Raw genomic sequence first — 24293 nt, forward strand, 5'->3', positions numbered from 1 at the left:
TGACCAGGTTATTCAGCCATCCAGACGTCTTCGTACCCTTGGGTATCGATGATGAATTTTGCGCCTGTTGGCAGGCATAGATACTTAATGACCAGCGGCAGCATTTCACTCACATGATGAACGTGAATCGGCTGGTAAAAATCAGTCGCTGCTGAATATTCACCGCAGTGAATGAACCAACTGACATCTCCCCCTTCCGGCAGCTCCATTCGGGTGCCGTAGACAGGTGTTTTCCCGAGCGACTCGATGGCGATAGCAATCATCTCTTCGGGTAGAAACACTCCCATCCCGTATTTTTCGCAGATCGCTTTCTGCGCGGCGTTGGGATATACCCGTTCATGTTCGCTCACAGCCACTCCTTGCTTGTCGATCCGATGCCATTCGATTGCGGACTTGGGATTGTCAGTCTTCAAGCCACCAGTTCAACAGCGTCTCGTCATCATCGTCATCCAGATTTTGATAGATGTTCGCGTAATACCATTGAATCCCGGTTCTATCGCGAAACCGATCAAAAAACTCATTGATCTTGTCCATCCCATTGCCCGCAGGTACGGCCAACGAAAGATTGCCCTCAAACACACCATCCAGCGTGCCACCGAGCTCGCATCTGACATCGCTTTCAAGCCCGGCGATGTCCTCAGCAGGGATATAGTCGGCGTAGATGTGGATGCAGAAATTGCCGCCTCGCTCAAGAACTACCGCATGAGTGTTTCTATCCTCGATGGAGATGACGTCTCCTCGGGCCATATTGAGCGCCAGACCTGGTGAGGACAGCAGCTCATAGGTTGCAGTACCCAACTGACGAGCCGGGAGTTCCTCGAATACTGGATCTTCGTCGCTGGTGCCTGCAAATACTTCAATAAGCATAAAGTTCAAGAACCGATGTACTTGTAATAAAGAGAAGGCTGCGAATCTGTTTCCGATACCGCTATATGGAGTATCGCTTCGCTGGGTTTTCCGTCAGCAAAAAGGACATATTCCAACCGAAGCGCACCATCGTCTGTTTCGTAAACATCAACAAACGGCCGTTGCTTTCCACGCGACTCAAAAACCTCCCTCTCGGGACAGATTGATACCTTTGTACCTCTATCAAAGTAATCGTCAATGGCTTCGTAAATTTCGTCAGCCACTACGCTAGAAATCCCGAAATCGCATTGCAGTGCCTGAGAATCACGCTGGTTGATCGCAATGACGAGCTGCTTGACCTTCACGAAGGCTCGCAGTCCGTAAGCAAGCCGCCCGGAGTTCACTGATGATTGCAACTGCGTCAACCTTTCACACTCAAATTGGCTTGATAGCCGACCAAAGCACGCTTTTCAAAGGCGTAAAGTTTACTCCTTTAATATCTCTTGCAAGCTCTTTGAATTCACGCGAGCAAATAAGCGTATTACTTCCTGAAATCAATCCCTTGAATTTGAACAGATCACGCTTGAACCCTGGAGGCAGCACTAATTTTTTGAATCTGAAAACCAACCCATCCTCTTCTATAAAAGTAGAAGCAGGATCGGTCTCCGAGCGCGCATCTAGCTCTTCAAAAAGTACGGCATTGTAGCTTTTGGATGAAATAGTTCCCCCACCTTTGGAAACCACCTGAATGGGCACCGCGTCAGTAATACCTACGTCCAGATCGCTGCAAATAGACATAAAATCATCACTGACTATGTAGAAACGCGCCACACTGCGTATATCGAAATCATAGAACTTATCTTTAGAAATAAGCACCATACCTTCTGGATAGGGCGTGTGCGTTTTGTAATGAATCTTCTCCGCATACCACGGAAAAAATCCATACTCGACACCTTTGATATCTGAGTAAAATTTATCGTAAAGATCTGCCTGCAAGAAGCCAGCCGGGCAACCAGATTCTTCCTTCTGAGAAAGCACGTAATGTTCCATTCCACTCACAATCGTCGATAATGGTTGATGGCTCAGTCGCCTCAACCTTTAACATCCCACGTCAAACTTTTATCAGCTGCCTCATGTGCAGAAAACCACATCAGCGTCTATTGGGCAGCTTCTTTATCAACATTTAACATGGCTGATTTTTATATCCAATTGGCAACCCGGATTTTTACCTTTCAAATTCGTCGAATCCCAGACCAGACAACTGTTTCCAAAGGGGTAAATTCAATACCCTTGAAATCGGTCGCCAAATCCTTGAACGACTGAGAGCAGATCAGGCTATCACTACCTGAAACAAGTCTCTTGTATTTGAAAACATCTAGCTTCCAATCATCAGGGAGGATTAATTTCTTGAACCTGATGGGCCTACCATTTTCTTCGACAAACGTAGAGGCCGGATCGCAATTTGTCCGAACATCCATCTCATCGAACAATACAGCATTGTAATTTTTTGAAGAGATACGCTTGCCCGCCTCGGAAACGACCTCAATTGCAACACTGTCAACAATTTTCACATTAAGGCTATTACAAGCAGCCAAAAACTCATCACTTACTACATAAAAAAATCGGGAAACACTACGAATATCAAAATCATAGTACTTATCCTTAGAGATCAAAACCATGCCTTCGGGAAACGGTGTACGTGGCCCGGGCTTCCCTTTTTGCGCATACCATGGGAAAAACCCAAACTCAACGCCCTTTGTATTGGGATAAAACTTATCAAAAAGATCGGCATAGATAATACCTATAGGGCAGCCAGAGTCTTCCTTTTGAGAAAGCACATAATAATTCATGACGTACAACTCCTTATTCATCGAACTCGACGTTGTTTTGTTCCAGGCACAGACAAACTCGCTCTTAGTCTGGATTGGATTGCTGAAATCTGGGAGCGAGCCTGTGCCTTATCGATATCGCCAGAATCATAGTCATCACGAACTTTTTCAACCATATTTTCAACCATTGGCGTATAGACCCTACCATGCGACCCACAATGGTAAAAAACACGCTTGGTTTTCTTGGCCTGATCAGCACTGTCAGGCATCAACAGACCGTTTTCCTTTTTATCGCGTTCTCCACCCATCCCAATATCCGAGAAGAAGCTGGCTTGCCGTCCCCACACTTCCTCGGGGATGAGGTGATGCGCCTGCATTTTGTCATGGGCTTTGCCACCCAATGCCCGATTGAGCGTGCTACTGCATAGTCCATTCGGATCGACCCACTGGGTCGGGCTGATCACATACTGATAGAAGTTGATACCGCCGGCGTATCCGATTGGATCACGAGACACGAAGCGACCGACGCTAGGGTCGTAGTACCGATGGCGGTTGTAATGCAGCCCAGTCTCATGATCGTGATACTGCCCTTGGAAGCGGATCGGGTTATTCAACCCTTGTTGCTGGGCCGAGGATGAGCGTTGTTCAATAGCTTGCCCCCACACCTTGTACTGCGCGCTCCATACCATTTCACCCTGCTGGTCGGTAAGTTCTTGTGGCGTGCCGAGGTGATCGCATTGATACCACGCGATCGCCTCAAACGGTTGAGGAACAGGCGCGTGATTCCACAGTGGATCCTCGTCCGGTGTATAAACATCACCGTAAATGGGTTGAGGCACCAAACGAATAGGCTCGTGACTTAGCGCCTGTACCACTGGATTGAATGTACCGGGCTCAAAAACGTAATGAACAGTGCGTCCGGTATCACCATCCAGCTGAGCGGGACTGCTCTCCCACGCCAGATTGTCACCGTCCCAACCGAACATCGTGAAGCCGCAACCATACTCACGTTGTTTGCGTGCATGTTCATTACGATTCCACAGAGATCCGGCCTCTGGACGATGCTTGTAGTGCGCTCGGGAGTTTTTGTGCAGGCGGCGACCGAGTGGGTCGTAGGCATAATCCACCGCCAGACGGTCATCTTCGAAATGCACTAGGCGATCGAACAGATCCCATCGCATCTCGCACACACTGCCATTACTCCAACGCTTGACCTGATTTCCGCGCTCGTCGTACTCGTAGTGCGTGCCTGTGTACTCACGCAACAAGTTATTGAGAAGTTTGCTGCGCACGGGCTCCTGATCCAGGGGCCTGCGGATATCAAAGGCTTTTTCATCCAGAAGGTTGCCGGCTGGATCGAAAGCAAATGTTTCGACCCCAAGCCGCGTGACGGCACTGATTAAACGACCTACAGGATCATAGCGATAGGACAGTGGGCCTCGACGACCATCATTGATATCCGTCAGTTGACCGGCAGCATCGTATTTGTAGTCGCGCTTGAGCAGCACGGACTTGTCATCACCACGTTCCAGCATCTGCTCTTGCAGTCGTCCGGCGGGATCCCATTTCTGCGTTTGCAGCAGGCGGTTCCCTTGGTGACGGGCGACTTCGCGATGTAAGTCATCGCGCTCGAAACCGGCCAACTCATGATCGTCCAGACGCAAGCCCAGTAAGTGTCCGCTACCGTAAGTCAGCCAGCTGACACGGTGTCCATCGGGGCGAACGGTGGCAACCCGCTGATTGAGTGCATCGTACTCGTGCTGCCATACGGCGACCATCGGGCTTTCCAGGCCCAGATAATGTTGGTGTTCACGCAGTATGTTGCCCGCCGGATCATGAAACCACTGCAGGCGGCTGTCGGCATTGCAAGCCATGATCAGTTTGCTATTGCCGTCGTAATTGAAAGTTTCGCTCTGCTGCTGTTCACCCAAAATGGCTCGACGTTCAACCAAACGATTCATTGAGTCAAAACGAACCTCGACGCAATGCTCTCCATTGTAGATTTTCGCAAGTCGACCAGTTTCGGGTTCATACAAGTACCGGGTTGAGCGCCCATCAAAAGCTGCTTCTTCCAGCAAGCGGCCGACCGGGTCATAGCTGAAGTGGGCGCGCCGCTCATTCTCGTTTTCCAGCGCAACCAGACGTCCTAGCTTGTCCCAGCGATAACGAACGGCATGCTCCAGCGCATCGACCCGCTCGGCAATCAATCCTGCCGCGCTGTACTTCCATGTCGTGCAACGATCTAGACCATCAACATGAGTCAGCAAACGGCCTTCCGCATCGCGCTCAAAACGCTCTTCGGTCTTGTCCGGATGCTTGATCAACATCAGTTGCCCGGCTTTGTACTCGTACTCAGTGCTCTGGCCGGCGGCATCTGTGAAGCAAACCATTTGCCCACGTTCGTTGTACTCCCAGGCACTGGTCTTGCCTGAACAGTCGACGTACTCCACCAGTTGCCCGGAAGTGTTATAGGAGAGTTTCTTTTCATTGCCGTTGGCATCCTTGACTGCGGTTGGCATCCCGGCCGGGTTGTAAGCGTATTCAGTCTTGTTACCCAGTGGATCGACGCTCTCAACAAGATTGCCTGAGTCGTCATATGCTCTTGTCCACTGGCCCCCCTCAGCATCGCTGATCTTGATCAGTTGATCGTGATCGTCGTAGGCAAAGTGCACTACCGTGTCATCTGTACGGATATGCTCAAGAAGATTGCTTCGTTCGTCATAGCTGTAGCGATCCGAGCGACCATCGGCACGGACGTGACGGATCACGTTCTTGGCGTTATCACGGAAGAACCAATCGGAGCGATCATCTGCGTGCCGGATGCGGTAGGTATAACCAAGGCTGTCAAAGTAGTGCCAGGTTTCGTGACCGAGCGCGTCAGTGACGTACACCAGACGAATGTTTTCATCCCATTCCAGACGCGTATCGAAACTGCCGTCGTCAGCCCACTCGCGAACAGCCTTGGCGTCAGCACCGTAGCCTTGCCATTGCAAATTCATACCCCGGCCAGTTCGGTCGGTGTAACGGGTGATCAGGTGATGTTGATACTGATAACGCCAAGCAGCACCATTTTCATCTTGTGCCTGTACCAGATCGCCCGCCGAATCGTAAACATAGGAACACAGCTGACGCAGAGGTTCCCCGTCACGAATTTCCCAGAGACCGGTCAAACGTCCTAGTTCATCAATCATTGTCCCGAGATGCAAATGTACTTTGCTCAGATCCCCCTCATAGGTAATCAGGTCGGACAGAATCGTCCGATTACCGTGGCGGTGTTCGTAATGCAGCATGATGCCGGCGCCGCTTCGCAACTCCACACCGGCCAGCAAAAACTGCTGGCCACGACGTACGTAGGTTTCCTTGCGTTCAAAACCACGGCAGAGCAACAGTTTGTCGTCACTTACCCGGACAACAGTGAGATTTTCAATGGCGTCATAGTGAAACAGGTCGACTTTGGGCAACGGAAAGTCATGGCTGCGGCCATCCGCATCATGGAACTGCAAGGCACCGTCGATGAGGTCGAATCGTGTTGTGAATGAAGTGATCCATCGTGCACCCAAGTCGCCAAGGTCATAAGCACCCAGATCCGAGCTGTAGATACGCGTCCACTCGATCGGGAACGGGCCGGCCAGATTGAAATCCGTATGAGCAATACTTTCAGAACCGATTGCAAAGCTGATGCTGTCGCAAGTACCTGGACAGGTACCATTTTTTTCAGCATTAGGCTTTTTCTTCGCCGGTACTTCAGTCTTCCTAACTTCGGTTCTGCCCTCGCCCGCCCGATGCTTGGCCTGGCTCGTTCCGCCGACCTTCACGTGACCAGCGACACCACGCCTGTTACGCAGATTCCAGGCTTCGACAGCCTTGGCCAACACGATCAGGAGCGCACCGATAGAAAACGGCATGTTCGGATTGCTTAGTTTTTTCAGTTGAGCCCGTAATTCCGGCCCCATGGCAACCAGTTTGGTCGTCTGATCGTGAACCAGTTTCTTGGCTTCGTTAGGCAACAGATGCTTTGCAGCGCTATTGACTGCTCCTTTTCCGGCCGCCTTATAGACGTCCCAGGCTGCATCGAAAATATTGCTGATGGCCTTGCCGGGATCGTGCAGGAGTTGCCCTCCCACACCGGTCATTCTTTTCTCTGCTCGATTGAGGTCAGCACCCGCATCAAGATCAGCGTCGACAACAGCGTTCAGTCCCTTGGCAATCTGCGTCAGGAACTCTTCACCTTTTTGTCCAGCTTTATCCAGCAGATCCGGCAAGGAGGATTGAGCCGTCTTAACGAAGTTATCAATCTCACCAACAATGGTCGCGTTTAAGTGACCGGCAATCACGTTGATCAACGCATCGCCCAAGAGAGCCTTGCCGGCGACCCTCATTTCCTGCCTGACCAGATAAAGCGTCGGTCGAAGGCTCATGCGGGCGGCAGCCATATTCGCGGGTACAGGAATTACACCGATAAGGTCGATGCCAAGGCTGACCCAATCCAGCGGATCACGCTTTTCACTCCGAGATAAAACGGCAATGTCATTCAAGACGTCGACCAGCGCCATGATATTGCCGACTACCGGCAGGGCTCCGGCGAAATACTTGATCCGCTCAAGCGTTACATAACCACCACTGACTTCCTGCAGCCATGCATCGAACTTGGCAGCATCGCGTCCGACATCCGCTACTTGAATCTGATTGAGCGGTACGACCGCGACTTGGGACTCTCGGTTTTGAGTTGCGCTTGCGGTAGTCATGACAGCATCTCACTTGCGATCAGCCCAGGAGTTTTGAGCGAAGGTTTAGGCAACGTTGGCGCCGGCAAACTCGGCAACTTGCCCGCCTTGTTCGCCGCCCCGAGGATCCCCGACGCACTCGGCATGGCTGCGCTCGCCAGTTTCGGCAGCCCGGCTACCCCACCCTGCACTGCGCCTTTCACTTGCTGCGCCGTTTGCATCGCGCCCTGCGCGGTCTGCACGCCCCCCATTCCGGTCTGTGCGAGCTCCTTGCCCTTCTCCAACATGTCCCAGTTCTTGCTTGGCAGCACTTGCGCCACCATGGCTTGCACCTGGTTTGGCACGGCATCGGCACCCGGTGGGTTCAGCGGCCATTCCGGCTTGCCGATGTAGCTGCCGTCACTCCAGGTGTCCACCGGATCCTTGCCGAACAGCACGCGAGCCGGGCCCGGTGCGGCGCCGGAGACGCTGGCAAAACCCTTCGCATCAAGCTTGCCCTTGATGCTCTTGCCCAAGGCGTCGATAACTTCGTAATCGCCTTCCTTGATGCCCTGGCTCCCGGCGTACTGGTTGAATAGTTCGAGGTTGCCCTTGCCCGGTTTCGGCGGCTCGGGGAAGACCCCCGCCAGACTTTTCGCCCCTGTGTAGGCGAAGTTCGCCGCGTGGGCCGTGTATGGCCCAGACGTCGCGTGAGTAATTCCGCCGGCGTTGTATGTCGTGGCGCTGCCACCGCCCTGGATCACCAGCTCAGTCTTGGCGGTAATGGTGATGCGATTGGCATTGGCGGTAATGTTGAGTTTGGCCAGCAGATTGATGCTGTCCTTCAGCGCCCGCACATCAATGTCGCCGGACGCCGCCACCAGACGCCAACCCATGCTCTGCACGAACAGGCGCATACCACGGCTGGCACTGGCCAGGAGGCGTTTGCCGATCGACAGACTGGTGTGACCGGTACTGCTCAGCGCCAAGTGCTCGCCGGTAGCGATGTGGCTGGAGCGCGGCGTGGTGAGCGCGATGCCGGCAGGACTTGCCAGTACCAGATGCGGCTCTATGAATTCCGGAAATTCGTTGGCCGTCATGTTTGCCGGGCCGCTGCCGAGCACGCCTTGGTGCTGGGCGTGCAGCGCCTTGGCCACGTCATCCTGGTCGCCGGGTTCCTGGGCCTGCAGCTCTTTGGCCTGCTGGGCAAAGCCGTCCTGCTGATCGCTGGCGGTGGCCAGGCGCTCTGCGGTTTCCGGCAGATCCTTATGGTGCTTGGATTCATTTGGACGCGGCTCGGTCGTGATCAACAATCCCGCACCTGCACGCACTGCGCCGTGGCGGTCGGTGCGCAACTCAAAACCCTCGCCGCGCGGCTGACCACCGGACGGACGTGGATGAGTCAGGTAACCAAGGTTGATCGCACTCGCACCGTGATCGCTGCGCAGCGCAATGCTGATCTCGCTGGTGGTGTCGTCGATACGCAGTTCGTTGGCACGACTGCCCTTGTATTCCTTGCTCTTGACCGTGGCCAGCGTCTTGAAATCCGGAAGCTTGTACGGCGGCAGGTTCGCGCCGTGGTAAAGGCAACCGGTGATCAGCGGCTGATCGGGATCCCCTTCGAGGAAGGTGATCAGCACTTCCATGCCTATTCGCGGAATATTGATCGAACCAAAGGTCTCGGCGGCCCAACTGGAGGCCACACGCATCCAGCAACTGGTCTTGTCGTCGTGTTGACCTTCGCGATCCCAGAAAAACTGTACCTTCACCCGACCGTATTGGTCGCAGAAGATCTCCTCGCCTTCCGGGCCGGTGACCACGGCGCTTTGCGAACCAAGAACTTTGGGTTTCGGGTGCTCCAGTGGCGGACGGTACGGAACGTCCCATGGGATCGCGCTGAAACGGTTGCGATAGCCCTGGTGGAAATCGTCCTTGAGGTCGGTAGTGTCGCTGGTCACCGACTCTTCCAGCACTTGCGGCTGCTTGCCTTCGTGAAAGATTTCGGTGAGCAGCCACAGGTCGTTCCACGTCGGATTGGCGTGGTCGGTCAGGGCGAGAAAGTGGCCGGTGACCAGGATCGGTTGGTCGCTGTTGCCCTCGGCCAAGCGGTAGTCGCTGCGATGGCGTTCCAGCGCACGATTGGCCAGATGCCGGCCACGGTCGCGATCCACGAAACGGCCCGGGTAGTCGTAATCTTCCAGATCCGGTTTAGCGCTGCTCTTGGCATCGCTTTCCAGCTCGATCTTCGGTTTGACGAAATCGTAATCACGCCGCGTGGTACGGCTGGTGCGCGTGGCCAGGCGCAGCCCGAAACGCTTGACCACCGGTTTGTCTGCCACCAGGCCCGAGTCCTGCTGATAGGCCACGGGCGCCAGTTTCGGGAACACCGTCTGGTCATCGCCGAAGGTCAGTTTGTGGCCGCTGGCGGTGTGCTGGAAGTGGTAGTGAATCCCCTCCTCCTCGCACAGGCGCTGGACGAAGTGCAGATCCGTCTCGTCGTACTGCACGCAGTAGATGCGTTCCGGATATACCGCACTCAGTTGAAAGTGGTAATCACTGGCCAGGATGCCGTGTTCTTCAAGCACCTGGCTGATGATTTGCTGCACGGTCATCTGCTGGAAAATTCGCTGATTGACCCGATGCGCGAGGTACGCCAGTTGCGGGCGCAGGGAGATCCGGTAACGGGTCAGACGCTTGCCCGCCTCGCCCTGGGCGACGCTGTAGACCAGTCCGTGAATGCCCGTTCCGCTCGGCGAGAGCTGAAGGAACGCCAGTTTGTGCAGCACGCTTTCGAGGTTGATCGAGGCCTTTTCACTGACCAGTTCCAACTCGAATTCAAAGGGGGTGTTGAGTGCCTCCCGACCGGTGAACGACAGCACCTGGAAATCGCTGTCGACGCCATCGATGGTCAGATTGAAATGAGGCTGGTTGGCCGGTGAGAACATCCCTTGTTCCTCGCGCAGTGCTGCGGCGCACGCCGATCTCGTCAGGTACGGGGCACGCAGAAAATTCGTTGGGTGAACGCCGCCCCGGTCAGCCGCGCTGGCCGGGGCGATACAACCATCAGTCGCGATTAAACGACTGGAACACGCCAATCATCGGAGCCCGAAGTACCGGAAACTTCGTGAGTCCAGGTGATTTTGCGATAGGTGAACTGCACTTCTTCCAGGTGGGTGAAGTGCGCGTTTGACGGATCCTGGCAGTTGTGCATTTTGTTGTTGATGGCGACGATGATCGCGTCTTCCAGTTTGGTGGTGTAGTAGTGCTCTTGGGTACCTTGAGCCGAAGTGCGGTACCACTGGATAACGATTTCGCTCATGCGCTCGCCAGAGGTCAGCGCCGCTTGCAGCAGTGGCGAAGACTTGTCGTAGACCTTGGTGATCACGACTGGTTTGTGTACACGCTGGCCGGTCGGTTGGCCGGACTGTGGGTCACGCGGGATGATCACGTCGTGGCTGAAAGCCTGAACCATGACCTGGTCTTCGTGACCTTCCTGGTAGGTGTTGCCAACGGAGTCGGCGGTGAACGCGCCGGCAGTGATCAGGCCTTGTTTCTCGCCGGTAACGGACATGTACGCTGGTGTAGCCATGAGTGCTCTCCTTGCTGATGGATGGGGGCGCGGTAGGTGGGATTACCTGACAGGCGACCAATTGCTGTCAAAAAATGCGCCAACTTTTATCCAACCCTTATAAACCAAGGGTTTGGTGAGGTTTTTTCTGCACAAGCGGCGAAATTGGCGAAAGAATTTATCGAAAAGTGCGCAAGAAGTTGCGCAGTGGTGTGCAAGAAGTTGCGCACTTGGCTGGAAGCCTTGAAATACTTGGGGTGTAGAGATTTATCGAGGGGAAGTGACGGGGCAAGTGCGCAAGAAGTTGCGCACTTCCGAAGTGACCTGTCGGCTCTTCTCGCGGATGGCAAAAATACTAACAAAAAATGGTCAATGGCTATCTGATGACGTGGCTGCTTCCGGCAGAAGCTACTTCTTGTTGTGACTACAGCCCCATGGGCGACTTAAGGAATTTAACTACAAGCGTCCATGCATGGTTCGTTAATTCTGCAGCCTTAGGTGCCTGGCTAGACACCTGAAGGTTTGACTCAGTATCGTCGTGCGGTCAGCCAAGACTCGACAGTGCCTGTTCGATCTTTACGATTTATCCACATTCTTATACTGCTACGCTGTCCTTTTCCACGGAGGAATCGCGATGCCAAACTTTGATCTGCTCCCTTCCCTGCTATTCAAGATCAACGAAAATCAGCAAGCCCTTGAGGCTGCCATCATGGAACTGACGCTCTGGGTCGAGCAACGTGGATCGGGTGAGATTGGAGGCAACGTGCGCGGTGCGTTGGACACGATCAGATCAAATGAAGAGTTCATCAACATGACGCTCGCTGTGCTGATGACGCCGGAGTGACTCGTTTGCGAAGTCGATACCGCATTACCTTATCGCAGAAAAAAAGGGCTCTCGAAGGGCCCTTTGTTTGTACTCAAACAAAACTCACTTGGTCAGCCAAGACTCGACGGTATCGGAACCATATTTTGCTTTCCACTCCTTCAGAGTCTTGTGATTGCCGCCTTTGGTTTCGACGACTTCGCCGGTGTTTGGATTTTTGTAGATTTTGACTTGGCGCGGCTTACGTGTGCCGGATTTTGATTCGGCTACGGGGGCACGACGACCAGCTTGTGGATCAAGTAGATTGATCACGTTTTTCAAGCTGTAGCCGTACTCACCAAGCAAAGCGCGCAGTTTGCTCTCAAACTCCATTTCCTTCTTCAGGCCGGAATCGCTTTTCATGGACTCAAGCTCCGCCAGTTGGGCGGCCAGTTGCTGTTCAAGCTTGCGGTATTCAGCCAGACGAGACATCGGTAATTTCCCTCAATTTGGATAACACGTGGTGTAGGGACACATGATAGATTGTTTTACAGTCCCAAATCTCTGTGGAGTTGGTCTTCTTGGATCACTTCAGTTGCGTGCCCACCCTTCACCAGATACCACTGGAGCTGAGAGCGTAGGTGGTCTTTGAGTCGAGACCGCAGTTCAAGGTAACCAGGAACATCAATACAGTATTCAGGATGAAGCCCTCGTTGCCGCAGAACTGCACGCAGTACCTGAACACCTAGCGGGCCAATGTCGGAGGCATACAATCGCACTAGAGGATCAAATCCCGGATGCCTCTTGAAGCTATCCACAATTCGCTGAATTAATGCTTCAAACGTTTTGGCATCGCATGTTTGCTGAACCGATAGCCACACTTCAGATTCGAGTTCACTATGCATTCACACCTCTCTCCTCGCCCACCAGGAGCTCCCATCCAGATGTTGTACGACATGGGTATTTTTTCAAAAAATTGGATCGTTGTTTGAAATCAAACTGGAAAGCAGCGGCTTACGCCGCGAAGGGGCGATTTTGCTATGCCCATAGGGCGGTCATACGTCAGCGTCAGCAGGATACATCGCAAGAAAAGGCCAGAAGCAGGAGCACTGCAAAAGCAAAAATCACATCGTTTTGCCAGAAGGGTCGGTGAAAGGTGGAGCGCCGAGATCCCTGCTTTTTGGTTGCTCTCAAATATAAAGATCCGTCGCTCAAAAAAATTTTCAAGGGGCCTCCTGAAAAAATATTTCTGTTGACACGATCGGAGCAAAGAAAAATACGTTCCGCTCTACCGCCTAACTCTGTGTAAACGACAGAACTGCGATAGGCTGGAGCTTGGGCATAACCGGACGCTTCCTCAATCATCCGGCCTGTTACGTGCCCCGAGTTCGTGGCTGCTCAGGTCAACCGAACTTCTCTATCACTGATTTGAACAACGTATCCCGGTAGAAAAAACATCCATAGTCTAAGCTTTCGATCACTGGAGTGACTGTGACAGCTAGCGCTGTAGGGTTCGTTGATGGGCATTTTTTCCGATCAGTAGCGCTGCGTAGTCCATAGTTCTAGAGATGCATTTATCGGATACTGCCATTGCGCCAGCCCCCACCTTTCAAGGTTGAAATACTCATGGCAAGGAAGAAGGCAAAAAACTCTACCGGCACCGGCATCCTGATCATTTTTGCACTGGCTTTTGGTGCATTCGCTTCGATCCCGAAGAATGCATGGATCGCTATTGGCATCGTCGCTTGCATCGTCGCCATTATGTGGTTGTTAGCCACTCGCACTAAACGACAGCTTGAACAGATTCAAAGGTCTGCTTCAGCGACAACGCACCTGCGGGAGCCGCGAAGTAAAGACGTGACCTTCTCCATGCATGAGGTTTCGTCGAGCAATATGTCTGAAGAACCCTCCGAATTTTATACCGTCCAACTCGGCGCCCCCCCTTCCGCCTCCTTTAAAATTCCAGACGCAAGCAAGCAGAAATCCGATACCCGCTGGGTTCCGGCGGGCGAATCGGTCACTGTGTCTGGTTTTTCACTTCCCAGTGGAATGCTCTATGTAGGAAGCGCACTGGGTCGATACGATGCGCAAGAACCATCACTGATCAATCCCAAACTGCGGATAGCCAAATCGTACGTTGATATCGAAGAACGGCTGATGCCCTACTGGCCGAGCTTTCATTCCATTTCGCCAGAGGCTCGGCGCGGATACCTGCAGTGGCTAGAAGGCGGACGTCGTGATCCGCTGGCAGACACCGGCTATGTCTTTTTATTTTTTTATGGCCTTGAGCGCCGTGCACTCGTTGATGCAGTAAGCGATCCGCAGGTGAAGGCGGAGATTCCTCTGATCACCAAAGAAGTCCAGCGACTTCTGAATATCTATGGAGAGAATCGGTCATTCAGGGGGTACGCGGAGGGTTTCTTGGATTACCTGAGCAACCACACGGTTAATCCTAGTCAGTACCTTGGCCCACCTCCGGATGTAGTTGCTTACGGCTACGAAATGCCGCTTCCACTGCGCATAGGGTTAGGGCAACACGCCTCCAACAAACGACCACTTGATGCCGACTGGGCATTGGCATGGGCACTAGCCGACCCCAACATCAGCAAGCGCACCCCGGTAACTCGGTGTAAGGATGTCTTCGCTGCATTGTTCAAACTCAAGTACGCGAGTACCTACCCTACCGGGCTAATCCTCGCGCAAAACAAGACCAAGCTTAAAGCAAGCTATCGACCGGCTTCCGCAGTGTTAATGGCACCCGCAGTTAACCTGGGGGATCTTCCTGATGTCATGGCTACTTCAGGAACGCGTAAAAGCCTGCAATTGATTGTTGAGCTTTGCACCAGCGAGTTGGAGCCCTATAGCCGCTATCTGGGCCGAAACCCTGAAAGCGCAGAAGCGCTGGAGGGCCTTTTGCAGCTTCCTGTCGCGCTATGGCCGGCGCCGGCCCGTGCAGAATTGGACGATCTTCAACACAGGATCGGTGATGACCTGATCGCCATGAGTTTTGGCGAACTCGCTGGACGGTTCAAGAGCGCAGGGGCTTTGTCTCGCGACAAAGTACTGGCACTTGCCCGCGCGCTGGAGTCACTCCATATCGGTATGGAACCTGACGTTCTGGCAGGCAGTAAAACACCGAAAGCCGAAGACCAAATTGCATTGTTCGTGACCCAACCAGAAGACGGATCACTGCGAGCTTCGGCGGCCTATAACGCGGCCTCGGTCACTCTTGACCTAGCCAGTGCAGTGGCATCTGCCGACGGGGATACTTCAAATGAAGAAGTCACAATGCTGGGTCAGCACATTGACTCATGGAGTCACCTGAGTGTTGCCCATCGCAAACGTCTCAAGGCGCACTTACGTATCCAAATTCAGCAACCTCCAACACTCGCAAGTTTGAAGAAAAAGCTCGACCCATTGACCGTCGAAGCAAAGCGCGCGATTGCCAGCTTCCTGGCCCACCTCGCACAAGCCGATGGCACCGTCAGCACATCTGAGGTGAAGCTTCTGGAGCGAGTGTATAAAGCGTTGCAACTGGACAGTCAGCTGCTCTACAGCGATCTTCACGGTGCTGCATCCGGAGCAAGGATTGCATCCGTCATACCACCCGCCAACACCACTCAGTCCGAGCCTGGGGTGCCCCTCCCAGTTAACGCCACGCAAGGGTTCGTGCTCGATCACGAGCGAATTGCTGAATTGCAACGAGAAACAGCTGAGGTATCCGCCCTACTTGCTCAGGTGTTCACTGATGACCAGGTTGAGGAATCTGAGCAGCTTGTTGAGGATGTCGAATCGACTTCAGTGTCGAGTGCCGACGTTGCGGGTCTCGACTTAGAACATTCGGCGTTCCTACGCCTATTGGTCTCACGTCCAGAGTGGAGTCGATCTGAACTTGAGTCCGCTGCGAGCGACATGGAGCTAATGCTCGATGGTGCTTTGGAGCAAATCAACGACATGGCCTTTGACCGCTTCGATATGCCCATCACCGAAGGTGATGATCCCATCGAGATCAATAAAGACATTCTGGAAGAGCTAGCCTTATGACCACTATCAGAGCCAAGGATCGCGACGCGGTCATCCAATCGCTACGCGCCGGCGTCGTTCCTCGTGTCGGCCAACATTTGATTCAGGTCGGCCGGGTGGGCGAACTCGATGCGCTGATCACCGACGTTAACCGCCTAGTTGAAAGCGGTTCGGCATTTCGCGTCGTGATTGGTGAGTACGGCGCCGGCAAGACGTTTTTTCTCAACCTGGTACGAGCCATTGCGATGGAGCGCAAACTCGTAACCATGCACGCTGACTTAAACCCCGATCGCAGGCTGCATGCCACTGGGGGACAGGCACGCTCACTCTATTCCGAGCTGGCCAAGAACATGTCGACACGCACAAAGCCTGACGGTGGGGCTATGCAAGGCATCGTCGAGAAATTCATCTCCCAAGCCAAAACAGAAGCCAAGGCAGCGGGTACTGACAGTGAGAGTGTCATCCGTACACACCTTGCTGAATTGACCGAGATGGTCAACGGCTACGATTTCGCTGAAGTGATCGCTGCGTATTGCCGAGGTTTCGAGGACGGCAATGAGCAACTCAAGGCTGACGCCATCCGCTGGCTGCGTGGTGAGTTCACCACCAAGACCGATGCGCGTGCAGCTCTGGGGGTGCGAACGATCATTGATGACGCCTCCGTCTACGATCAGCTCAAGCTGCTGTCGAGATTCGTAAGACTTGCGGGCTTCGGCGGTCTGATGATCTGCCTTGACGAGTTGGTAAACCTTTACAAGCTGGCAAACACACAAGCTCGAAATGCTAACTATGAGCAGATCCTGCGTATCCTCAATGATTCGTTGCAAGGATCGTCTGAGGGGCTTGGCTTCGTATTGGGCGGTACTCCCGAGTTCTTGATGGACACTCGCCGAGGCCTCTTCAGCTACCCTGCCCTGCAATCGCGACTAGCCGAAAACTCGTTTGCAAAAACAGGGCTGGTGGATCTTTCGGGCCCTGTTATTCGCCTAACCAGCCTCACCCCTGAAGACTTCTATGTATTGCTTCAGAAGCTTCGTCATGTCTACGCAGGCGGCGATGCTGAAAAATATCTACTGCCTGACGAAGCACTCCCACTGTTTATGGCGCATTGTAACCAGCGCTTGGGTGAAGCCTACTTCCGTACGCCGCGCACCACTATCACTGCGTTCATCAATCTGCTGGCCATCCTGGAGCAAAACCCGGGAGCTAACTGGCGGACGCTGCTGGGAGGTGTCGAGATAGCCAAAGACCTCGGCGGAGAAGAGGACACGAAAGTCGACGCGGACGATGAACTTGCCACCTTCTCACTCTGAGTCATCGGGTTTCGGCCAGCTAGAACCCCGTATTCAGCGATGGATTTGGGCTGAAGGCTGGACGTCCTTGCGTGACGCCCAAGAATGGGCAGTACCTGTTCTAGTGGACGCAGACCAGGATGTCATTATCTCTGCCGCAACAGCGGCGGGGAAAACCGAGGCTGCGTTCCTCCCCATTCTCACCCATTTACTCAACCACAATGACCCTCCCGGTTCCGTGCTGTACATCAGCCCCCTCAAGGCCTTGATCAATGATCAATGGGGCAGACTCAGTCGTCTTTGTGAGCAATTGGAAATTCCTGTAGTCGCCTGGCACGGGGACATCTCATCGAGCAAAAAGCACCGATTTCTGAAGTCGTCGGAAGGTGTGTTATTGATCACCCCTGAGTCCCTTGAAGCACTGTTCGTCAATCGAGGCTCAAGCCTAGCTGGAGTTTTCCAGAACCTGCGTTACATCGTCATTGATGAGCTACATGCCTTCATCGGTAGCGAACGAGGCAAACAACTGCAGTCCTTGTGTAGTGGTCTAATGAAACCGGACACCCATTTAGGCGAGAATGCTCGCCAGATAGAGGTGTCTGATGACCAAACAACGTCGTTCCTTTTCCGCTGAATTCAAACGCGAGGCCGCAGGCCTCGTGCTCGATCAAGGCTATAGCCATATCGAAGCCAGCCGCTCGCTTGGGGTGGTCGAGTCCGCGTTGCGTCGCTGGGTTAATCAACTCCAGCAGGAGCGCAGCGGCGTGACTCCGCAGAGTAAGGCGCTGACGCCTGAGCAGCAGAAAATCCAGGAATTGGAAGCTCGAATCGCTCGCCTTGAACGGGAGAAATCCATTTTAAAAAAGGCTACCGCGCTCTTGATGTCGGAAGAGCACGAGCGCACGCGCTGATTGATCAACTGAGCCCCAAGAGCCGGTTGATTGGCTTTGCGCAGTCTTTGATGTCACTCGTTCGTGTTACTACGCCCACCGCCTCAGGCGCCGAACTCCAGACGTTGAGCGGCTGCGGTTGCGCAGCCGGGTTAACGAACTGTTTACGCAAAGTCGAAGCGCCGCCGGTAGCCGCAGCATCGTGTCGATGATGCAGGAAGACGGCGAGCAAATTGGGCGGTTCAAGGTGCGAGGCCTGATGCGGGAACTGGAGTTGGTCAGCAAACAACCTGGATCACATGCCTACAAACAAGCGACGGTTGAACGGCCTGACATTCCGAACATCTTGAATCGAAAGTTTGATGTGCCGGCGCCGAATCAGGTCTGGTGTGGCGACATCACCTACATCTGGGCTCAAGGGAAATGGCATTACCTGGCTGTCGTTATGGATCTTTACGCGCGCCGAGTGGTGGGCTGGGCGCTGTCGAACAAGCCGGATGCGGATCTGGTCATCAAGGCGTTGGACATGGCTTACGAACAGCGTGGCAGGCCTCAAGGACTTCTGTTTCACTCGGATCAGGGCTCGCAATATGGCAGCCGCCAGTTTCGCCAACGGCTCTGGCGTTACCGCATGCGCCAGAGCATGAGCCGTCGTGGAAACTGTTGGGATAATGCGCCGATGGAGCGCGTTTTTCGCAGCTTGAAAACTGAATGGATACCGACCGTGGGCTACATGACGGCTCAAGAAGCGCATCGAGACATCAGTCATTATCTGATGCATCGGTACAACTGGATTCGACCGCACCAGTTCAACGATGGGCTGGCCCCAGCTCAGGCCGAGAAAAAACTTAACGTCGTGTCCGGGATTAGTTGACCACTACATTGATGCATCGAGTCGAACTTGTCGTAGGGCGTCAACTCCCCCGAGTCGGACTATCCGCGACGCTAGGCGACAAGGAAATGGCATCGGAGTTTCTACGCCCTGGAAGCGCCGACAGAGTGACAAAGATTGAGTCTAAAAACTCAAACCAGACACTCCAGGTGCAAGTACGCGGTTACATCCAACCGCCCATGAGCGACCTCAGAAAGATTTCCGTCCAGTCCTCTGAAGAGGAAGGCGATGAAGACGAAACGGAAAACAAAGCAAGCCCTGACTTTGCGATCGCCGACCATCTCTACAAGGTTCTGCGAGGAAGCAATAACCTGATATTCCCGAACAGCCGCCAGCAGGTTGAATGGTACGCAGACCAACTGCGTCGTCGCTGCGAGAAAGACGGTGTCCCCAACGAGTTCTGGCCTCACCACGGTAGCCTTTCAAAGGACTTGCGTGAGCAGGCTGAGCACGCGCTTAAAGCGGGTAACCAGGCGGCATCGGCAATCTGCACCACGACGCTTGAACTGGGAATAGACATCGGGAGCATCAAGACAGTGGTGCAAATTGGCCCCCCTCCCTCGGTGGCGAGTCTACGTCAGCGCTTAGGTCGTTCGGGAAGACGCCCAGGAGAGAATGCGGTACTGCGAGCGTACTGCAAAGAATCGCCACTCAAAGATGGATCGAGCCTTTCCGACCAACTGCGCCAAGGCCTGGTACAGACCATTGCCATGGTTCGCCTGCTGATTCGAGGGTGGTTCGAACCTCCGAGAGCCCAAGGCGTTCACGCCTCCACCCTGGTTCAGCAAATCCTTTCCATCATTGCCCAGTGTGGAGGCGCATCAGCGGCAGATCTTTGGAAAAGCTTGATCGCCGAAGGGGCTTTTTCCAAAGTCGAAAGATCCGACTTCGTGAGGCTGCTCAGGTCATTGGGAGAGCATGAACTCATTGTTCAAGACAGTTCGGGATTGTTGCTTCCCGGGACGGTTGGAGAGCGTCTGATAAACCACTACGAGTTCTACAGCGCATTCACCAGCGATGAAGAGTTTCGCCTCGTGTGTGATGGGAAAGCCCTGGGGTCAGTGCCAGTAAGCCGCCCGCTTACCAAGGATCAACGAATCATCTTTGGCGGGCGACGATGGCAAGTGCGTGACGTTGATCTCCAGGCCAAGGTTATTATTGTTACAGCCGCACGCGGCGGTGCTCCTCCCCAGTTCGATGGTTTGGGTGCAATGGTGCATGACACCGTCCGTGAAGAAATGCGCGCAGTGCTGGCGGATACTTCGCCCTGCCTGTTTATTGATCGCGGAGCTCAAGAATTGCTCGACGAGGCACGGAAGACATTTGTCTCATTAGGCCTCGGTGAACACTACATCATCGAGTCGGGCGGTAAGTGTTATCTGATGAGCTGGCTCGGTGATCATGCCAACGATGCACTGCGTCTGTTGCTCAATCATGTAGACCTATCTTGCGATAACGCAGGCCTTGCCATTGAGATTGACGCAGACATCAGTCGAACCCAAGCAGCGCTGGAGGATGTTGGTAGATTGGATGCAGGTGATCTCGATTCGATTCTTGCGAATGTGGAGAACATGCTGCGCGAGAAATGGGATTGGGCATTGCCGGAGTCATTGCTGATGAAGTCGTTTGCGTCTATATCGCTGGATATCTCGACTGCTATCGCTTTTGCGCAAAGCCAATCTACGGCTAAGCAGAATGGCGTGGCCACGCCGTAGATGCGTTTCAAACCCGTTTCGCGCTCACACGCGGCCTCTATGTAGGCCCGAGCAGCGTAAGACGTTGGCGCAGGAGATTCGGTAAATACAGAACATTCAACACGCCGACAACTTCATTTCTGCTACTGAAGCAAAGCGAAAACGTTTAGTGGGCTGGAGGCTCCCAACTCTCAAAATGCTTCAGTGCGTTCAAGTCTCCGATTAACTCTCTCGCTTTGGTCAGTCGCTCTAGAACAGCTTTACGATCGGCATCCCCCAACCTCTGTGCAGATTGCTCGATGTCATCAAAGAAGGCGCGGATACTGTTCACCTTCGCCCAAGTCTCAATCACAGACTCAAGCCGATCACGGCTTTCCTGGATCACCTTGAGTCGGCGCTTTTCCTCTTCTTGTCTGCGCCTCTCCTCACACTCCAATAAAAACTTGTGATGCTCTCGCTCGCTCCGTTCACGCTCGACTTCGACTTTGTTGGCAAGCACCGGAGCCTCAGCAATCAACAATTTGATGATGCCAGCAGTTTTGTTGACTAAGTCACCAGGCTTGTCCTCAATCCAACGACGTACCCATTCTGCGCGGTAGTAGGGAGAATAAACCTGCAGGCAAAGACGGCCAGTAGGCATGTCTTTGCTCATTACCCAACCATCATGAAATGGAGATCGTCGTTGACTCATGGGAAGCGAGCTCAGTCGAACATATTGCTTACCGACACTTTTCACTGGCACGTATTCACTGACTTCGTAGATGGTCAGCCCGAATTGGACATTTCCAATGTGAACCTCAGTGGGTCGCTGCGGCTTCCAGAGTGGAGGATGAACGTACCTATTCGACTCCTTTTCTCGGTGATCCACGGATTCACGATTCATGTATGTATCGGCATTTGAGAGCGCTACGGAAAAACCTTTTTCCATCAGCGCCAAGTACAGCTGATTGGCAAAGTCCACGGCACGAGTGAGTCCGGTACGGCTCACAATGAGATCGGCCATAGAGCGTTTTGTCGGTCGCAAATAACCATTTTCGCTTTCCCTCGCCTTCAAGAAATGCTCTTCGATACCCAGCAACAATGGGTGTTTCCGAGGTAGCTTCACATCTATGTTATTTTTCCGCCGACCCAGCTTCCGGGGTGCTTTCGGTAGGGCCTGTGAAACCTTGAGAGGCGTGCCATTTCGACTCCAGGCAATGAGAGTGCCTGGCAACGCCGTTGGTAAAGGTGGGCGAGGCTTTCCTTTGCCCGCCGCAACCTGAGCCCAATACCCCACTGGCGGTCGAGGTACATTCAGGCTGGAATAGACCCGAGCCAGGTAGCTGGAAGAAACACCATATCGTTCCCCGATTTTAGTCATCGGCATCGACCAGGCTTGTTCGTACAGCGACTCTCTTGTCACAACGTCTTCGGAGGAGTCATCGGCTGGAATGTTTGATTCTGGCGTGTCTTCCATGGATAGGCGCTTCGAAAAAGGTGATCTGGAAGTAGGCTGCTGCTAAGTCATCCTAGCCTAAACGTTATGACGATCCGATGCGGCAATAGGCTGAGTCATTGACCGATTCACACCCGCGCTACGCTCGCTGCCTCAAATGAAAAGCATTCGAACGCAGAGGAAACGAGTGAGCAATCTGCGCAACTACCAATAGTTGATTCAAAGCTGCAATGCTCGCTTCACGCGCGCGTCCATCCAGTAAAATTCGGTGCACCCAATTGCCCTTATGCTGATAGCGTAGCCAACACGAACCGCGAACTGATCTACATATACCGTGATAAGGAATCAATGTTGGAAGCCGATCTAAAGACCTTATGGCAACGCGAGCGAAAACGGCGCGACATACTGTGGACGCTAGAGCGCTTACGCCCTGGTGCTAAAGAAGCAAAACCATTCCTTGCCGAGCTCGAAGATATCGATCACCAGGATCTCAAAAACCCAATCGGTGATGCCCATTCGATGTCGATTGATGAGTTGCGCGAACGAGTCCCAGAAACACCATTCCAAGGCAGCGATGGTCACCCTTTCGTTATCGTACTCGACCAGCACATCCCACAACCTTGGCATGCACGATTCGAAGCGGCTAGTGCCTTATCTACCCGGCTCCCAGAAGGAAACTACGCAAGTGATTGGCGGCGATTTTTACGCGTGTGGCTGCGGGAAATGGAGCACCTCAAAGCTCACCGAGAGTGGAGTCAAAATGATCGAGTTTGATTTGAACACAAACGACTGTGAGGCGCTGTTGCGGCACTGCGAAAGCTTTGTCCCTGAGGGTGATGACCCAAGGGAGAAGCGTCGCTTGCTGGCGGGCTTAGAGGCCCTTCGAGAGGCGCTGATCGAGCATCTTAAAGAGAACGTTTTGTAAGAACAGGGACGACAAATTTTGGGGCAACGTACTGCCAACGTTAAGTGCCTGGCGGAGGCAGCACCAAAGCTGCCGAAATATCTGTTTCATGGGTTCGATGGCTTGCTTCAAATGAGCTCATTTGCAGTCATCTGAGGGTGACCAATTTTTATGGTCAAGACATCGTACGCTGAGCCAGCGTTCCCCTCCTAAAGTCCCTGTCAGCCCACAAACCTCGCAGGTCGACATCGACCTCTCTTCTGCAGCGGCAACCGCTTCACGGCACGCCATATCACCGCCGGCATAGTAGAAACGCAATCCGCCGAACTTTTCCTTCACCTGACGCACCCGGATTTGAGGCACCTCAGGATGAGCATCCAAATGACTTTTCAGCGTGCCACACAGCTCATCGATCAAATCCAACCATCCTGGCAGACACGCGATTTCGCGAAGAGGCGCGCTTGAAAAAAACTCCGGATATCGATCACGCAAGATCGGCAACAGATTTTCAACCATAGGTCTTCTCTACTCGCTTTATGTCAGCGGATATTGCCTCAACAGCGGGCAAGCTCACATGCTTGCGCGCGCCTCGGCCGGCCAAGATGAAGATCGTATGTTTGCTTTCAAAAATGCAGCCATCAAATGACCGTTGAAAATCACTGAGAATGCTGTCGCCAGGCTGGAGTTTGCTCTGGCTATCGAACACCGCTGCTTGGGCATACAAAAGAGTTGCCTCAAGGCCTTGCGCTTTGATTTCGCGATCTTGAGAGTCCGGGAGCATGACATCCAATAACATCCAACGTCGTACGATGCAAAAAGGCTTTTCTCCGAAGGTATCAGCGGCCAGTTCGATCAACTCATCGTCGCCAAGCGTTGAACCCCCAAGTGGTTGTGCTGGCCCAAACAGTAAATCGCCTAAAAGGTCTGTGTCCGTAACGCTTGCGTTCATAATCGTGCTTTAACCTGCCCTTAACGCGAGTATCAGATCATCAGTCATTTGCCCGATCCCCATTGCCACCTGGATAACTCGAAAGCCTTTTCGCGCCACGTAGCCGTATCCGCAGATCGCTTAGTGATAAATGCGGTTCATGTAGACGTTGTGGCCGCCAGGCGCCCAACTGATCACTACATAGCGGCTGCCTGCCACCGTTTCAAACAATGAATAACCTTCGACGAAGACGACGGTCGTTATCCGGGACGTCCGCATACTCGCGCCCTCCCGAAACCGCCCCGTGCTGTCGCCATAGATCGTTCCCATCAATACGGGTGGACTGTCGACGGCTGCAAACAAAAACGCGGTGATGGGCATTCCGAAATCCTTCTCCATTGCCTCGGCGACTGCTGCCGGAATGGACAATTCACGCTGTTGCTCAATCATCAAGCAGCTCGCCTGCATGGTCAGCCTGCTTACATTT

General features: G+C 53.5%; 20 protein-coding genes and 3 pseudogenes. 9 read left to right on the forward strand and 14 right to left on the reverse strand.

What is annotated here, in order from left to right; all coding sequences use genetic code 11:
- Window positions 1-8: 8 nt before the first annotated feature.
- The 8 genes from LOY38_RS14825 to LOY38_RS14860 form a co-directional block, all read right to left on the reverse strand.
- The gene (locus LOY38_RS14825) at window positions 9-350 is read right to left on the reverse strand and encodes a hypothetical protein (RefSeq protein ID WP_258695864.1); all 342 of its coding nucleotides are present in this window, start codon (window positions 348-350) and stop codon (window positions 9-11) included.
- 52 nt (window positions 351-402) lie between these two features.
- Window positions 403-867 carry a DUF4265 domain-containing protein gene (locus LOY38_RS14830; protein ID WP_258695865.1) on the reverse strand — a complete coding sequence of 155 codons (465 nt, stop codon included), beginning with the start codon at window positions 865-867 and terminating at the stop codon, window positions 403-405.
- Between the two features lie 5 nt (window positions 868-872).
- On the reverse strand, window positions 873-1211 hold the full coding sequence (locus tag LOY38_RS14835) for a hypothetical protein (RefSeq protein WP_258695866.1): 339 nt from the start codon (window positions 1209-1211) through the stop codon (window positions 873-875).
- Between the two features lie 70 nt (window positions 1212-1281).
- Window positions 1282-1896 carry an Imm43 family immunity protein gene (locus LOY38_RS14840; protein ID WP_258695867.1) on the reverse strand — a complete coding sequence of 205 codons (615 nt, stop codon included), beginning with the start codon at window positions 1894-1896 and terminating at the stop codon, window positions 1282-1284.
- Window positions 1897-2078: 182 nt separating this feature from the next.
- Window positions 2079-2696, reverse strand: a complete 618-nt coding sequence (locus LOY38_RS14845; protein WP_258695868.1) for an Imm43 family immunity protein — start codon at window positions 2694-2696, stop codon at window positions 2079-2081.
- Window positions 2697-2713: 17 nt separating this feature from the next.
- A complete protein-coding gene (locus LOY38_RS14850; RefSeq protein ID WP_258695869.1) occupies window positions 2714-7420 on the reverse strand; it encodes an RHS repeat-associated core domain-containing protein in 4707 nt (1568 codons plus the stop codon).
- The gene (locus LOY38_RS14855; RefSeq protein WP_258695870.1) at window positions 7417-10323 is read right to left on the reverse strand and encodes a type VI secretion system tip protein VgrG; all 2907 of its coding nucleotides are present in this window, start codon (window positions 10321-10323) and stop codon (window positions 7417-7419) included. The genes LOY38_RS14850 and LOY38_RS14855 overlap by 4 nt, the downstream gene beginning before the upstream one ends.
- A 128-nt stretch (window positions 10324-10451) precedes the next feature.
- Window positions 10452-10967: an Hcp family type VI secretion system effector gene (locus tag LOY38_RS14860; protein ID WP_192351915.1), complete on the reverse strand. Its 516-nt coding sequence runs from the start codon at window positions 10965-10967 to the stop codon at window positions 10452-10454.
- A 36-nt stretch (window positions 10968-11003) separates the two neighbouring features.
- Between LOY38_RS14860 and LOY38_RS14865 the strand changes: the two genes are divergently transcribed.
- Together LOY38_RS14865 and LOY38_RS14870 are read left to right on the forward strand one after the other, a co-directional pair.
- Entirely contained in the window at window positions 11004-11330 is a 327-nt protein-coding gene (locus LOY38_RS14865) for a hypothetical protein (protein ID WP_258695871.1), read from the forward strand.
- A 250-nt stretch (window positions 11331-11580) separates the two neighbouring features.
- Window positions 11581-11790, forward strand: coding sequence for a hypothetical protein (locus tag LOY38_RS14870; RefSeq protein ID WP_258695872.1), 210 nt, complete (start codon window positions 11581-11583; stop codon window positions 11788-11790).
- An 84-nt stretch (window positions 11791-11874) separates the two neighbouring features.
- Here the strand turns inward: LOY38_RS14870 and LOY38_RS14875 are convergent, their stop codons facing one another.
- Together LOY38_RS14875 and LOY38_RS14880 are read right to left on the reverse strand one after the other, a co-directional pair.
- On the reverse strand, window positions 11875-12240 hold the full coding sequence (locus tag LOY38_RS14875) for a histone-like nucleoid-structuring protein, MvaT/MvaU family (RefSeq protein WP_258695873.1): 366 nt from the start codon (window positions 12238-12240) through the stop codon (window positions 11875-11877).
- A 56-nt stretch (window positions 12241-12296) separates the two neighbouring features.
- Window positions 12297-12653 carry a hypothetical protein gene (locus tag LOY38_RS14880; protein WP_258695874.1) on the reverse strand — a complete coding sequence of 119 codons (357 nt, stop codon included), beginning with the start codon at window positions 12651-12653 and terminating at the stop codon, window positions 12297-12299.
- A 721-nt stretch (window positions 12654-13374) separates the two neighbouring features.
- Between LOY38_RS14880 and LOY38_RS14885 the strand changes: the two genes are divergently transcribed.
- The 5 genes and pseudogenes from LOY38_RS14885 to LOY38_RS14905 all read left to right on the forward strand — a co-directional run.
- The gene (locus LOY38_RS14885; protein WP_258695875.1) at window positions 13375-15792 is read left to right on the forward strand and encodes a TerB N-terminal domain-containing protein; all 2418 of its coding nucleotides are present in this window, start codon (window positions 13375-13377) and stop codon (window positions 15790-15792) included.
- Entirely contained in the window at window positions 15789-17084 is a 1296-nt protein-coding gene (locus tag LOY38_RS14890; protein WP_258695876.1) for an ATP-binding protein, read from the forward strand. The genes LOY38_RS14885 and LOY38_RS14890 overlap by 4 nt, the downstream gene beginning before the upstream one ends.
- A pseudogene (locus tag LOY38_RS14895) lies at window positions 17059-17601 on the forward strand (DEAD/DEAH box helicase); the annotation flags it as partial. The gene LOY38_RS14890 and the pseudogene LOY38_RS14895, both read left to right, overlap by 26 nt.
- A gap of 64 nt (window positions 17602-17665) precedes the next feature.
- Window positions 17666-18827, forward strand: a pseudogene (locus LOY38_RS14900) (IS3 family transposase).
- Window positions 18828-18832: 5 nt separating this feature from the next.
- Window positions 18833-20560: pseudogene (locus LOY38_RS14905) on the forward strand (helicase-related protein); the annotation flags it as partial.
- A 145-nt stretch (window positions 20561-20705) separates the two neighbouring features.
- Here the strand turns inward: LOY38_RS14905 and LOY38_RS14910 are convergent.
- Entirely contained in the window at window positions 20706-21995 is a 1290-nt protein-coding gene (locus LOY38_RS14910) for a hypothetical protein (RefSeq protein ID WP_258695877.1), read from the reverse strand.
- A 327-nt stretch (window positions 21996-22322) separates the two neighbouring features.
- Here LOY38_RS14910 and LOY38_RS14915 point away from each other — a divergent pair, with 327 nt between their 5' ends.
- Together LOY38_RS14915 and LOY38_RS14920 are read left to right on the forward strand one after the other, a co-directional pair.
- Entirely contained in the window at window positions 22323-22748 is a 426-nt protein-coding gene (locus tag LOY38_RS14915; protein WP_258695878.1) for a hypothetical protein, read from the forward strand.
- Complete coding sequence (locus LOY38_RS14920) at window positions 22735-22899, forward strand: hypothetical protein (RefSeq protein WP_258695879.1); 165 nt, start codon at window positions 22735-22737, stop codon at window positions 22897-22899. Before LOY38_RS14915 ends, LOY38_RS14920 begins: the two co-directional genes overlap by 14 nt.
- Window positions 22900-23016: 117 nt before the next feature.
- On the opposite strand, the gene LOY38_RS14925 is transcribed toward LOY38_RS14920, so the two are convergent.
- From LOY38_RS14925 to LOY38_RS14935, 3 genes are all read right to left on the reverse strand, one after another.
- Window positions 23017-23394, reverse strand: a complete 378-nt coding sequence (locus LOY38_RS14925) for a hypothetical protein (protein ID WP_258695880.1) — start codon at window positions 23392-23394, stop codon at window positions 23017-23019.
- Entirely contained in the window at window positions 23387-23827 is a 441-nt protein-coding gene (locus tag LOY38_RS14930) for a DUF6957 family protein (RefSeq protein ID WP_258695881.1), read from the reverse strand. The genes LOY38_RS14925 and LOY38_RS14930 overlap by 8 nt, the downstream gene beginning before the upstream one ends.
- Window positions 23828-23947: 120 nt before the next feature.
- Window positions 23948-24256, reverse strand: coding sequence for a hypothetical protein (locus LOY38_RS14935; RefSeq protein WP_258695882.1), 309 nt, complete (start codon window positions 24254-24256; stop codon window positions 23948-23950).
- Window positions 24257-24293: the final 37 nt, after the last annotated feature.

Origin of the sequence: Pseudomonas sp. B21-015, assembly GCF_024749285.1 — a bacterium.
GTDB lineage: Bacteria > Pseudomonadota > Gammaproteobacteria > Pseudomonadales > Pseudomonadaceae > Aquipseudomonas.